Source organism: Pseudomonas sp. NPDC089918, assembly GCF_050280605.1.
Lineage (GTDB): Bacteria > Pseudomonadota > Gammaproteobacteria > Pseudomonadales > Pseudomonadaceae > Aquipseudomonas.
Window position 1 is genome coordinate 25,402 of record NZ_JBNNVP010000023.1, and the last position, 13,144, is coordinate 38,545.

At 58.8% G+C, this 13,144-nt stretch carries 11 protein-coding genes; 6 read left to right on the forward strand and 5 right to left on the reverse strand.

Annotated elements, in window-relative coordinates; genetic code table 11:
* Positions 1-70: 70 nt before the first annotated feature.
* Both ACQKPC_RS17305 and ACQKPC_RS17310 read left to right on the forward strand, forming a co-directional pair.
* Positions 71-1,426: a transporter substrate-binding domain-containing protein gene (locus ACQKPC_RS17305; RefSeq protein ID WP_427625670.1), complete on the forward strand. Its 1,356-nt coding sequence runs from the start codon at positions 71-73 to the stop codon at positions 1,424-1,426.
* A gap of 310 nt (positions 1,427-1,736) precedes the next feature.
* Entirely contained in the window at positions 1,737-2,024 is a 288-nt protein-coding gene (locus ACQKPC_RS17310; protein WP_427625671.1) for a DUF3509 domain-containing protein, read from the forward strand.
* 170 nt (positions 2,025-2,194) lie between these two features.
* Here the strand turns inward: ACQKPC_RS17310 and ACQKPC_RS17315 are convergent, their stop codons facing one another.
* The gene (locus ACQKPC_RS17315; protein ID WP_427625672.1) at positions 2,195-3,121 is read right to left on the reverse strand and encodes a TIGR02285 family protein; all 927 of its coding nucleotides are present in this window, start codon (positions 3,119-3,121) and stop codon (positions 2,195-2,197) included.
* Positions 3,102-4,301 (reverse strand): CaiB/BaiF CoA transferase family protein, encoded by a 1,200-nt coding sequence (locus ACQKPC_RS17320; protein ID WP_427625673.1) that lies wholly within the window; start codon positions 4,299-4,301, stop codon positions 3,102-3,104. Before ACQKPC_RS17320 ends, ACQKPC_RS17315 begins: the two co-directional genes overlap by 20 nt.
* A 146-nt stretch (positions 4,302-4,447) precedes the next feature.
* On the opposite strand from ACQKPC_RS17320, the gene ACQKPC_RS17325 reads away from it, so the two are divergent.
* The 3 genes from ACQKPC_RS17325 to ACQKPC_RS17335 all read left to right on the forward strand — a co-directional run bounded on the left by ACQKPC_RS17325 (position 4,448) and on the right by ACQKPC_RS17335 (position 8,228).
* Positions 4,448-4,990: a YaeQ family protein gene (locus ACQKPC_RS17325; protein ID WP_008072874.1), complete on the forward strand. Its 543-nt coding sequence runs from the start codon at positions 4,448-4,450 to the stop codon at positions 4,988-4,990.
* 63 nt (positions 4,991-5,053) lie between these two features.
* A complete protein-coding gene (recJ, locus tag ACQKPC_RS17330) occupies positions 5,054-6,763 on the forward strand; it encodes a single-stranded-DNA-specific exonuclease RecJ (protein WP_427625674.1) in 1,710 nt (569 codons plus the stop codon).
* Between the two features lie 358 nt (positions 6,764-7,121).
* The gene (locus ACQKPC_RS17335) at positions 7,122-8,228 is read left to right on the forward strand and encodes an NADH:flavin oxidoreductase/NADH oxidase (protein WP_427625675.1); all 1,107 of its coding nucleotides are present in this window, start codon (positions 7,122-7,124) and stop codon (positions 8,226-8,228) included.
* Between the two features lie 210 nt (positions 8,229-8,438).
* Here the strand turns inward: ACQKPC_RS17335 and ACQKPC_RS17340 are convergent, their stop codons facing one another.
* Positions 8,439-10,064: a glucan biosynthesis protein D gene (locus ACQKPC_RS17340; RefSeq protein ID WP_427625676.1), complete on the reverse strand. Its 1,626-nt coding sequence runs from the start codon at positions 10,062-10,064 to the stop codon at positions 8,439-8,441.
* A 412-nt stretch (positions 10,065-10,476) separates the two neighbouring features.
* Here ACQKPC_RS17340 and ACQKPC_RS17345 point away from each other — a divergent pair, with 412 nt between their 5' ends.
* Complete coding sequence (locus tag ACQKPC_RS17345; protein ID WP_008072883.1) at positions 10,477-10,662, forward strand: hypothetical protein; 186 nt, start codon at positions 10,477-10,479, stop codon at positions 10,660-10,662.
* Positions 10,663-10,733: 71 nt separating this feature from the next.
* Here ACQKPC_RS17345 and ACQKPC_RS17350 read toward each other — a convergent pair whose 3' ends face one another.
* Positions 10,734-11,240 carry a BRO-N domain-containing protein gene (locus tag ACQKPC_RS17350; protein ID WP_427625677.1) on the reverse strand — a complete coding sequence of 169 codons (507 nt, stop codon included), beginning with the start codon at positions 11,238-11,240 and terminating at the stop codon, positions 10,734-10,736.
* Positions 11,241-11,704: 464 nt separating this feature from the next.
* Complete coding sequence (locus ACQKPC_RS17355) at positions 11,705-13,129, reverse strand: gamma-aminobutyraldehyde dehydrogenase (RefSeq protein WP_427625678.1); 1,425 nt, start codon at positions 13,127-13,129, stop codon at positions 11,705-11,707.
* Positions 13,130-13,144 lie beyond the last annotated feature (15 nt).

Here is a 13,144-nt window from a genome sequence, read left to right on the forward strand (position 1 = left end):
CACTTGCCGGGTTTCGTAAAAGAAGAGCCGCCCATGAAGGACGGGCGAGACGATTACCAAGGAAGTGGCAATGCTGTTTTTCAGAGGGTTTAAACCAGCCGTGTGCTGGATGTTTTTGCTGGGCGCCCTGGGCTTCGGGCAATGGGTAAAGGCAGCGCAATGGGTGACACATGAGTCCAGGGAGCCAACCGCCGTCGCACGCATTGAGCTGGATGCTCAGGAGCTGCAATGGGTTCGTGATCATCCCGAGGTCGTTGTCGCGTCGGCGCAGTACCCGCAGTACCTGTTCAAGGATGAGTATGGTCACTGGAGCGGTTTGAACAACGATGTGCTCGACCGAATCAGCGCCATGACAGGGCTGCGGTTCGTCCATGAAGAGTCGTTTTCTACCGATCAACTGCTGGAACTACTGGAAAGCGGCGCGGCGGACATGAGCACGACGTTGGCAATAAATGACGAGCGCAAGGTGTTCCTGGATTTCAGCCATGCATTCGGCGGGGCGGGTTGGGTACTCGTGGGGCTGGCCGACACACCGGCGTTACAGTCCCTGGAACAACTTTCCAGAAGAGTCCTGGTATTGCCGGCCCGGCACGCCTTGGAGGGTGTGATTCGTCGTGATTACCCGGCGATTGAGCTGCGTCTGGTCAAAACCTACGCTGAAGCCTTGGCGCTGGTGGAAAGTGGCGAGGCCTACGCCACCATAGAAAATGAAATCGGAGCGCAGCTTTATCCCTCGGACCGGCTCAAGGTAGGGCCTGCGGTGGAGGGCAAGTGGGAGGCTGATCACTTGGCGGTCCGCAAAGGACAACCGCACTTATTGAGCATCCTCAACAAGGCGCTCGAAGCATTCCCGCCTGCCGAGCTACGCGCCATACGGCTGAAATGGCTGAATGGAATTGCACCGGTACATGCGCCCTCGGCCTGGCAGCGGGTAACCCAGTGGGGCTGCTGGAGCCTGTTCATCGTTAGCCTGTTCGGCCTGCTTTCATTGCTGTGGAACCGTCGGCTCGCCGCCCTGATCGAACAACGTCGGGATGCCGAGAAAGACCTTAATGACCAGCTCGCATTTCAGCATGCGTTGATAGACGCCATGCCCGATCCGATGTTCGTGCGTGATCTGGAAGGGCGTTTGATCATGTGCAACAAAAGTTATGAGGAGAACTTGTCGACCCGTTTCGACCAGGTACAGGGTCGACAACTGATCGAAGTCGATGTCTTGCCCAAAGAGACTGCCGAGCAGCTGCACACCGAGTTCATGGTTCAGCTCGGTACTCGCAAGACTCGCTTCAGCGAACGTCAGTTGATGTTCAAGGATGGAGTCAGGGATATCTACCAGTGGACGGTGCCGTTCTACAGTGCGGACGGTCAATTGCGAGGACTGCTGGGTGGATGGAGCGATATCGGCAAGCGTACAAGGCAGGCATGAATCGGCAATACCTGTCAGTCAGGCGCAATCCCTGTGGGAGCGGGCTTGCTCGCGAAGAGGGAGTGTCAGTCGACATTAATATTGCCTGGCACACCGCCTTCGCGAGCAAGCCCGCTCCCACAGGTTCTGCATCTGGCATTAAGCATGAATCAGCTGTTTTTTTACTGTCATCTTGACCGTGCATGCTCTATCTACCAGAGGCGCCGGTGCGCCTGCCGTTGGAATCCAGAACTTTCTTCTCGGGCCTGTGGTCATCTACTGTGGACACACCCCAGGCACTTTGTTTTCGGACTATTGAGTGGTGATCGAGATGGAAAGTATCAGTCTATTGCTCGGTGAGGCTCTGAGCCCGTATCTGGTCAAGTTGACCCCATCGGGTGCCCATGGCGAATGCATGGTGACACTGAAGAGTACGAGCGGCGCTATCGTGGTCGAACGGGCGTTCAATCAGGCCCAGTTAACCGATAAACGTCTGCTGACGGATGTCGTCGACGGGCTGCACCGTGACGTGCTGATCGCTGAAGGACGCCTGGAGCCCTGTGTCATCGCGGCGTTGCGCAATGCTGCGCAGGACAAGATCCTGGCCAGCCGAAATTGAATTGTTTTTTGTGGGAACCTTCCTGCGCCAAGGTCAGTCAGACCATGTAACAGCAGGATCAAGCATTGTGCTCCGGTGCTTGTAGCTTGTTGCTACTGGTCTTTATGTAGGCCACGTTTAACCCCGAGTCGTCTCCCCACTTCTCGGGGTTTCTTTTTGTCTGCGATTTGTCACTGCGCGGCCTGACGCTCGAAAAAGGCCCTGGTTTCTTCCAGGTAGTCCTTGCGTCTTTGCGGATCGAGCCAATCGGCGTACAGCGGGTCCAGGCGCTCGCGGGGCAGGGCGCGCAATAGCTGATTGATTTCACTGATTGCCTGTCGCCCCTGGGGCGTATTCGAGCAACCGATGTACCCGGACAAGTATTTGCCCGTGCCTTTGACCGGATAAAACTCTAACTGATCGTCGGCAATATGTTCCTGACGAGCCTGATAGCGGATTTCCGGCCAGTAACCCAAGACCACCTGCAAACGACCCAGGCGCTGCATCTGTAACAGACTGCCGAGGGCGTTGTTGCCGTAGTGGGGCATCAGCGCGCCGGGTGGCGCCTGTTGCAGCAGTGTGTCGAGGAACTGACCGTAACGGCGCTCGGCCACTACACCGACTTTCTCTCGACGGCTGGCCAACAGTGCTGCCAAATCGACCTCATCGCCAAAGAGAAAGGGCTCCAACACCGACCGATCTTCACGTCGAATCACCAGCCCATTGCTGACCGCCCGGAAGGCCGGAATGGAAAAGGCGATCCATTGTTCGCGCTCCTTGCTCCAGATCAGCGACGGGTCGCAGGTGAAGGATTCTTCATGGAGCATTTGCATGCCGCGGGCGCGATTGACCCGCATCAGGGTGTGTTCGTACTGCGGCATGCCGGCGATCAACAGCGGCATCAGTTGATCGATAACCCCCTGGCCTTTTTTCGGGCCTTCGAAGATCGTCACGGGCGGCAGATCGCGCAGCAGCCAGAGCAAATGCTCTTTAGGTTGCGCCAGGGCCGGGGACATCAGCCCCGCCAACAGCCCGAGCACCGCCAGCACACGCCCGATGCCGGCGTAATCGATTGCGGATGAAAGCAGGCGCTTCAGCTTAAATGGCCCCGTCTTCACGCAACCGTGCGATCTGTGCCGGGTCGTAGCCAAGGTCGTGGAGTACTTGCGCATTGTGTTCACCCAGCTGCGGCCCGACCCATTCGGAGCTGCCGGGCGTCTCAGAGAGTTTTGGCACAATGCCGGGCATCTTGAAGTCCTTGCCGTCGGGCAGCTTGGCTTGCAAGAACATTTCCCGGGCCAGGTACTGCGGATCGCTGAACATGTCTTCGGCACTGAAGATCCGGCTGGCCGGAACGTCGGCCTGGTTCAGTTGCTCGATCACCGCGTCCAGCGGCAGTGAGTTGACCCAGCGATCAATCACTCCGTAAATCTCGTCGCGACGGCTGTCGCGTCCGTCGTTGCTGGCCAGCACAGGGTCGTTGGCCAGGTCTTCGCGACCGATGATCAGCATGAAACGCTTGAAGATCGCATCGCCGTTGGCGCCGATCTGCACGTGTTTGCCATCAGCGCTGGTATGGATAGAGGAGGGCGTGATGCCCGGCATGATGTTGCCGGTGCGTTCGCGGATGAAGCCGAACACGTCGAACTCCGGGACCATGCTTTCCATCATGGCGAAGATCGCTTCGTACAACGCCACGTCCACCACTTGCCCCAAGCCGCCGTTGACCTCGCGATGCCGCAAGGCCATCAGTGCGCCGATCACGCCCCAGAGCGCGGCAATCGAATCGCCGATGGAAATCCCGGTGCGCACCGGCGGCCGGTCCTCGAACCCGGTGATGTAGCGCAGGCCGCCCATGGACTCACCGACCGCGCCGAAGCCTGGCTGATCTTTCATCGGCCCGGTCTGGCCAAAGCCCGAAAGCCGCACCATCACCAGTTTCGGGTTCAGTGCATGCAAGACGTCCCAGCCCAGGCCAAGCTTTTCCAGCACGCCGGGGCGAAAATTCTCGATCAAAATGTCCGCTTCGCTGAGCAGCTGTTTGAGAATCGCCAAGCCATCCGGGTGTTTCAGGTTCAGGGTCAAAGACTTCTTGTTACGCGCCTGAACAAACCACCACAGCGAAGTGCCTTCATACAACTTGCGCCATTTGCGCAGCGGATCGCCGCCGTCCGGGGACTCGATCTTGATCACTTCGGCGCCGAACTCGCCGCAAATACGCGAGGCAAACGGCCCGGCAATCAACGTACCCAATTCGATGACTTTCAGACCGGAGAGCGGTTTGTTGGAAAACGGCATGCTGAATCCTGTAGGACAAAGGCTGAGCGGATACAGAGTTTTAACATAGGCCGACGTCCATCGCCCAAAGTTGATGCCTTCAATTCGTTGATTGCCTGTTGCATCGGTTAGACTTGCCGCCTTTCCTCGTATCAAGAAGCCCGTTCATGGCCCAGCCGTCCACGACCTACAAGTTTGAACTGAACCTCACCGACCTCGACCGCAGCGTCTACGAGAACGTGAAGCAGACCATCGCCCGTCACCCTTCGGAAACCGAAGAGCGCATGACCGTGCGGCTGCTGGCCTACGCCTTCTGGTACAACGAACAGCTGTCCTTCGGTCGCGGTCTGTCAGACGTGGATGAGCCAGCGCTGTGGGAAAAGAGCCTGGATGATCGTGTCCTGCACTGGATCGAAGTCGGTCAGCCAGACGCCGATCGCCTGACCTGGTGCTCGCGCCGCACCGAGCGCACCAGCCTGCTGGCTTACGGCAGCCTGCGGGTCTGGGAAACCAAAGTGATCCCGGCAATTAAAAACCTGAAAAACGTTCACATCGCCGCTGTGCCTCAGGAAGTGCTGGAAACCCTGGCCAAGGACATGCCGCGCGTTATCAAGTGGGATGTGATGATCAGCGAAGGAACGATTTTCGTCACCGACGACCGTGGTCAGCACGAAGTGCAGTTGCAATGGCTGAGCGGTGAGCGCGGCTGATTCGCCACTGAACCGCGTTACCCGGTTTTATCCTACGTATTCAAGAGAAGCACCTGTCACCCCATGCGCATCGAACCTCGCCTGTTGCCCGACACCCTGCCATTCCTCGGTGATATTCCACCACTGCTGACCCGCCTTTACGCGGCGCGGGGCGTGCAGTCCGAGGCTGAACTGGACAAGAGCCTGGCGCGGTTGATTCCGTATCAACAGCTCAAAGGCATCGATGCGGCGGTAGATTTGCTGGTGACGGCGCTGGAGCAACGTCAGCGGATACTGATCGTCGGCGACTTCGACGCCGACGGGGCGACGGCCAGTACCGTGGGCATGCTGGGGTTGCGTCTGTTGGGCGCGGCGCATGTCGACTATCTGGTGCCGAACCGGTTCGAGTATGGCTATGGCCTGACGCCGGAGATCGTCGAGGTGGCGCTGACCCGTGAGCCGCACCTGCTGATCACCGTGGACAACGGCATCTCCAGCGTCGAAGGCGTGGCGGCGGCGAAAAAGGCCGGGCTCAAGGTGCTGGTCACCGATCACCACTTGCCCGGCGATGAACTGCCGTTGGCCGATGCCATCGTCAATCCGAACCAGCCGGGTTGCGAGTTTCCGAGCAAAGCCCTGGCCGGAGTCGGGGTGATCTTCTATGTACTGATGGCCCTGCGCGCGCGCTTGCGCAGCCTGGGTTGGTACGAGAGCAAGCCGCAGCCGAACATTGGCGAGCTGCTGGACCTGGTGGCACTGGGCAGCGTCGCCGACGTGGTGCCGCTGGATGCCAACAACCGGATTCTGGTGCATCAGGGCCTGGAGCGGATTCGTGCCGGGCGCGCGCGGCCGGGAATCAAGGCGATCCTTGAAGTGGCCAAGCGCGACCATTCGCGCATCACCTCCACTGATCTTGGCTTCATCCTCGGCCCGCGTCTGAACGCTGCAGGGCGTCTGGATGACATGAGCCTGGGCATCGAATGCCTGCTCACCGAAGACACGGGTGCTGCCCGTGAAATGGCTGCTCAGCTGGATGGCATGAACCAGGACCGCAAATCCATCGAGCAGGGCATGCAGCGTGAGGCGCTGGCCCAGCTCAAGGATTTACCGGTGGAGTCGATGCCGTTCGGTCTGTGCCTGTTCGATCCCGAGTGGCACCAGGGCGTCATCGGAATCCTCGCCTCTCGTATGAAAGAGCGCTATTTCCGTCCGACCATTGCCTTTGCCGATGCCGGCGATGGCCTGCTCAAGGGCTCGGGGCGTTCGGTTCAGGGCTTTCATATTCGCGACGCTTTGAGCGTGGTCGCGGCGCAGCATCCGAATCTGATCAGCAAATACGGCGGCCACGCCATGGCGGCAGGCCTGACGTTGCCGGAAGCGAATTTTCCGTTATTTGCCGAGGCCTTTGACGTTGAAGTGCGTAGGCAACTGCGCGAAGAAGACCTGACCGGGCGCCTGCTGTCGGACGGTACGTTGGCGGTCGAAGAATTTCACTTGGAACTGGCCCGCGCCCTGCGCCACGCCGGGCCTTGGGGGCAACACTTCCCGGAGCCGCTGTTTCATGGGGTGTTCCAGTTGGTCGAGCAACGCGTCGTGGGTGAACGGCACCTCAAAGTGGTGCTGAAAAGTGAATGCGGTTCGGTGAAGCTTGACGGCATTGCCTTCGGTATCGACCGTGATATCTGGCCGAATCCGACCATCAAGTGGGTTGAATTGGCTTACAAGCTCGACCTTAACGAGTTCCGTGGGAACGAGACCGTTCAGTTGATGATTGCCCACATCGAACCGCGATAACGGCACGATGCCTTTGTGGCGAGGGGGCTTGCCCCCGTTCGGCTGCGAAGCAGTCGTAGCGCATTCGGTGTGGTTTGTCTGAAGGGACTCGATTACAAGTTTCAGGGCCGCTTCGCAGCCCAACGGGGGCAAGCCCCCTCGCCACAGGTATCACCCGGACCTCAAATTTGGGTGTTTCATTTCTTGAACCCTCCCTCATCCCGCGAAGTCGACTAGTCTCTAAGCACTGCTTGATTATCCTTGTGACGTCTTGTCGAATTTTTTGCCCGCGGGGGCGGGTGCTGCACCCTTTTTCCTGTCACTCGTCGACTATTCAAACAGAACCCTGGAGCCTGCCCACTGATTCGAGAGGTGCCCCATGAGTCTGCTGCTTGAACCCTATACCCTTCGTCAATTGACCCTGCTTAACCGCATCGCGGTATCCCCGATGTGCCAGTACTCCAGCGTCGATGGGCTGGCCAATGACTGGCATCTGGTCCACCTCGGCAGCCGTGCTATCGGCGGCGCTGGTCTGGTGTTCACCGAAGCCACGGCGGTCACCGCCGACGGGCGGATTACCGCCCAGGACCTCGGCCTCTGGAATGATCAACAGATCGAACCCTTGCAACGTATTACGCGCTTCATCGCCGCCCAAGGCGCCGTTGCCGGCATCCAGTTGGCGCACGCCGGGCGCAAGGCCAGTACGCATCGGCCGTGGCTCGGCAAGCATGGCAGCGTCAAGCCGGAAGATGGCGGCTGGACCCCGGTCGGCCCTTCGCCGATCGCTTTTGACCCCCAGCACACACCACCCAAGCAGCTCGATGAGGGCGAGATCGCTGGCGTCATTCAGGCCTTCGTCGATTCGGCCAAACGGGCGCTGACCGCCGGTTTCAAAGTGGTCGAAGTACACGCCGCCCACGGTTACCTGTTGCACCAATTTCTTTCGCCCCTGAGCAATCAGCGGCGTGATCAGTACGGCGGCTCGTTCGAGAATCGAATTCGGCTGGTGCTGCAAGTCACCGAAGCGGTGCGTGCGGTGTGGCCTGAGGAGTTACCGGTGTTTGTGCGAGTGTCGGCCACCGATTGGGTGGAAGATGGCTGGAACCCCGACGAAACTGTGGAGCTGGCGCGACGCCTCAAAGATCTGGGCGTGGACCTGATCGATGTCTCATCGGGCGGGACGGCGGTAAACGCCGAGATTCCTACAGGCCCCGGTTATCAGACCCGTTTCGCCGAGCGCGTACGCAAGGAGTCAGGTATTGCCACTGGCACTGTAGGAATGATCACCGAACCGGCCCAGGCCGAGCACATTCTGCGTACCTGTCAGGCCGACATCATCTTCCTCGCCCGGGAACTGTTGCGTGATCCGTATTGGGCGCTGCATGCCGATGATGATCTGGGCGGGCACAAGGCTGTCTGGCCGGCGCAATACCAGCGGGCTACCCATCGCGACCAGCCGATTCATGAATCGGATTTGCGTGACTAGAAGGCCGCTGTAAAAACCAAAAAGCCCCGGTCGTGTTGACCGGGGCTTTTTGATTTCTGGTTCGGGATGTTGGTCGGCGGTTCGGCCGTCTTCGCGAGCAAGCCCGCTCCCACAGTTGATCTTTGTCGTACACAAAATATGTGTCTCATGGAGATCCAATGTGGGAGCGGGCTTGCTCGCGAAGGGGCCATTTCAGACCCCGACTAACTCTCAGGTGTACTTACGCTTCTCCGGCGCTGGCGGGAAATACTGGTACAACCAGGTTTCACTCAACGTCCGGTCATTGGTGCGAATGAACAACCGCAGCTCCACCGGGGCCACGCTGTCATTGGTCGGGTACCAGTCGAAGGTAATGCGGTAGCCCTTGATGTCATCGAGCACCAACACGTTGAAGTCCTTCACCTGGCCATTCGAGCAGGTCACCACCGGCTCGATCCCCGCGCCTTCGGGCAAGCGGTCCAGTCCGCCGCCGGTGAAGTCCACGGCAAAGCGTCGTGCCCAGACCTCTGGGTAATGCTCGCCTGGCGCCCAGCCTTCAATGAAACCGCCCATGCCCGAACGGGTAGCGTTGACCCGCGCCAGAGGCGTACTCACCGGTGGCAGGGAGCTCCAATAGAGCTTGTAGCCGTAATTGAGGGAGTCCCCGGCCGCGACCGGTTTTTTCGGCGTCCAGAATGCAACGATGTTATCCAGGGTTTCGCCGGTTGTAGGAATTTCCAGCAAATCGATAGAGCCTTCGCCCCAAGCGGTTGTAGGTTCTACCCACAGACTCGGTCGCTTGCTGTACCAATCGACGGTGTCTTGATAATTGGCGAACTCGTGATCGGTCTGCACCAGGCCGAAACCTTTAGGGTCGGTGTCGGCAAAGGCATTGAATTGCAGGGTGGCCGGGTTGTTCAGCGGGCGGCAGATCCATTCGCCGTTGCCGCGCCACATCGCCAGGCGATCAGAATCGTGGATTTGCGGGTGAATGGTGTCGCACATGCGCCGTTCGTGAGTGCCGCAGCTGAACATGCTGGTCATCGGTGCGATGCCCAGTTGCTCGATGGCGGTGCGGGCATTGACGTGGGCGTCGACCTCCATCACCACACGCTCGGCCTGGCAATCGATGTCAAAACGGTAGGCGCCAGTGGCGCTCGGCGAATCGAGCAGGGCGTAAACCACGAAACGGGTGCTGTCCTTGTCTGGTGTCTCGAACCAGAACTTGGTGAAGTCCGGAAACTCTTCACGCTTCTTGGCGTACGTATCGATCGCCAGGCCGCGGGCCGACAACCCGTACTGGCCGGTGGCATCTACCGCGCGGAAATAGCTGGCGCCGAGGAACGACAACACGTCGTGCTTATCCAGTTCCGGGGCTTTGAACAGCTTGAACCCGGAAAACCCCAGGTCGCCTTTGAGCTGTTTAGTGTCGACGGTAGTTTTTTCGTAGTTGAACAGCGACGGGCGGAAATGCACCTCGCGCGCCAGTCGAGTCTTGGGATCGACGCTGTACATGCGCACCGGTTGCTTGAAGCCCATGCCGACGTGGAAAAACTGCACGTCCAACTGACCTTTCAAGTCCTTCCACAGCGAGTGATTGCCGTCGTAGCGGATCGCGTTGAAGTTCTGCGGTGTCATGGTCGCCAGCGTCGGCGGCAGTACCTGTTTGGTGTCCTGATAAGGCTTGCCGGCGAGCTGTTTGGCCTGGCTCTTCAGCGCTTCGAAGTCGAACGCCACGGCGTCGCCATCAGCCGTGCTGCTGCCAGCCCAGGCGTGTGCGGTCAATAGGCCGGTGGCCGAAAGACCAGTGTAAGCCGCGATGGCCATGGAGGCTTTGAGCAAATTCCTGCGGTGCATAAGTACAACCTGTCGTGAACAATCCCGCGCCGTTCCTGGCACGTGCTGGATCAGAAATAACGGTTCGGACATGCCTTCGGCCAAACGCAACGGACTTTAGAGCAGATGCCAATAAGCTTAAACCGTTCAGTTGCAGAGCAAAAATGTTTGATGGCACCGCGACAGCGCAGCAATGAAACAAGACATGTCAGGTAACGTTTCTCACAACACTTTCTGATTTATAGGGTATATCTGCTTTTTTCGACTAATTACTCTAAAAACCGCTTTTCAGCGCCGATTTAATTTCTATTCTATGGGCATGACCGGTTTCGGCCCTTCAGGCCGGTGGGTTCAGCGCGTACAAGACGGCCGCTGAAAGTGATAGGGCGATGCGGTTTTGCAGTTTTCTCTGACGTATAGAAGGACATCGTCCATGTCGAAAGTACAAGGCATCACTGAAATGTTAGGACTCTTTCCCTGGCTGACCACCGGTCGGCGAAGGCGTCGGCTCAGTTCGGAGGAGTTGAAGTTGGTGGAGCGGTATCGCGAGCTGTCGGAGAATGACCGGATTGCGATGCGGTATCTGGTGGATGCGATGCGCAGTGTTTCGCGGTTTTAACGGTAGGAGATCGAGTGATGTTGGAAAACCAAAGGGGCGGACTGTAAAAGTCCGCCCCTTTGTGCATCAGTTCAACGGCTACAAATCGTGAATGGCCGCTGTGCCTGCATCAAGTCAGGCATGTCCCGCCACTTGATCCATGCCTGATGCTGCCAATGCAGCAGCGGCACAGAAATCCCAGCCCATTGCAACGAACTCAGGCTGGGAATGTTATCCACAGATGTCGCTTTCGAATCACGCAGCATTGGGATGACCTCGTTGCTCAGCCACTGGCGCAGGTTTCGGTTTTCCGGGACGAAATGGTGAACGAGCAGGGCATACATCCCTGATTCGCTGACCATCAGTGATTCGGTCGTTTTGCCGTTCTTCAGCAGCCAGACGTATTGGCGTTGATCAGGATCGAGCTTCAGGGTGAGCCGTTGGTCCATCGGTCGACCCATCAGGCGACCGAGGTCCTGAACACAGAACCAGGCTTGGTTGGCTTGCATGATGGCGTGGAGGAATCGGTTGTGGCGGGTGAAGACGGTAGGAGTGTAATGAGGATGGATTTCAGAGGGATTTAGCGTGTGCTCAAGCATTTTTCGACTCCATGTTGAAAAGGAAGCCGCCACTAATCCTTCGACAGATTGGGGTGGCGGACCGCGCGGCGTTCGAAGTCGGAACATTCTCGATCAACATGTAAGCCGAGAGGCCCGCGCCACACGGCCCACCATAAAGCGAAGCTGAAAGGCAAAAATTGCCCCAGTTCATATGGGGGCGCGGATGCGCCATGTTGATGATGTTCCGGCTTCGACCCCGGGTCGCTGATTTGGCAGCGACGAGGTAAAGCCTATCGTTCAGGCGCTCGCGGCGCCAAGTCTACTCTGGCGACGCTTGTTGTAGGAATCGTTGCCTTTTCTGGAAGGCTCTATCTGTAGGAATTTCCTGTTTTTGTACGAGGTGCAGGGAGACAGCGCCATTCGCGAGCAAGCCCGCTCTCACAGAGATTGCGCAAATCCTGTAGGAGCGAGCGGTGCGGCGATCCGACTTGCCCGCAAAGCTTTCAATGCTTGAACATCACGTGCCGAACAACGGTGTAATCCTCCAGCCCATACATCGACATGTCTTTCCCATAACCAGACAGTTTCTGACCGCCATGGGGCATTTCGCTGACCAGCATGAAGTGGGTGTTCACCCACGTGCAGCCGTACTGCAGGCGTGCAGACAGGCGATGGGCGCGGCCGACGTCCGTGGTCCAGACCGATGACGCCAGGCCGTAGTCTGAATCGTTGGCCCAGGCCAGCGCCTGCGCTTCATCGGTGAACCTGGTGACCGACACTACCGGCCCGAACACTTCGCGGCGCACGATCTCGTCGTCCTGTTGCACGTCGGCCAGCACCGTTGGCTCAAAGAAGAAGCCATTGCCTTCCACCGCTTTGCCGCCAGTGATCAAACGGATGTGTGGTTGCGCCATGGCACGTTCGACCAACGCGGTCACGCGGTCGCGATGTTGTGCGCTGATCAACGGGCCAAGCTCCGTCGAGGGATCGTCCTGCAAGCCGTACTTGATACTGCTGACGGCCGCACCGAGCTTCTCGACGAACTGGTCGTAGATGCCTGCTTGCGCGTAAATACGGCAGGCGGCGGTGCAATCCTGACCAGCGTTGTAGAAACCGAAGGTGCGAATGCCTTCCACGGCGGCGTCGATGTCCGCATCGTCGAAGATGATCACCGGTGCCTTGCCGCCCAGTTCCATGTGCAGGCGTTTGACGTTTGCGGCGGTGCTGGAAATGATGTTCGAGCCAGTGGCGATCGAGCCGGTCAGCGACACCATGCGCACTTTCGGATGATTGACCAGTGCGGTACCGACTGCAGAACCACGGCCGTACACCAGATTAAGGACACCGGCCGGGAAGATGTCCGACGCCAGTTCTGCCAGGCGCAGGGCGGTCAGCGGGGTTTGCTCCGACGGCTTGAGCACCACGGTATTACCGGCGGCCAGGGCCGGGGCGATTTTCCAGGCGACCATCATCAGCGGGTAGTTCCACGGCGCGATGGAGGCAATGACGCCCACCGGGTCGCGGCGGATCATTGAGGTGTGGCCGGGCAGGTATTCCCCTCCCAGCGCGCCGCTCATGCAACGGTTGGCGCCGGCGAAGAAACGGAACACGTCGGCAATCGCCGGAATCTCGTCGTTCAGCGCGGCGCTGTAGGGTTTGCCGCAATTGTCCGACTCCAGTTTGGCCAGCTCTTCGCCATGGGCTTCGATGATGTCGGCGAGTTTGAGCAGCAGCAACGAGCGTTCTTTCGGCGTGGTTTGCGACCAGGCTTGGAAGGCGTTGTCGGCGGCCCGCACGGCGGCGTCGACCTGGGCTTCGCTGGCTTCGTTGATTTCTACCAGCACACGGCCCAGGGCCGGGTTGAACACGGCTTGGGCGGGGCCGTCGCCATTGACGAGTTGGCCGTTGATCAAGAGTTTGGTTTGCATGGCTATGTCCTCATC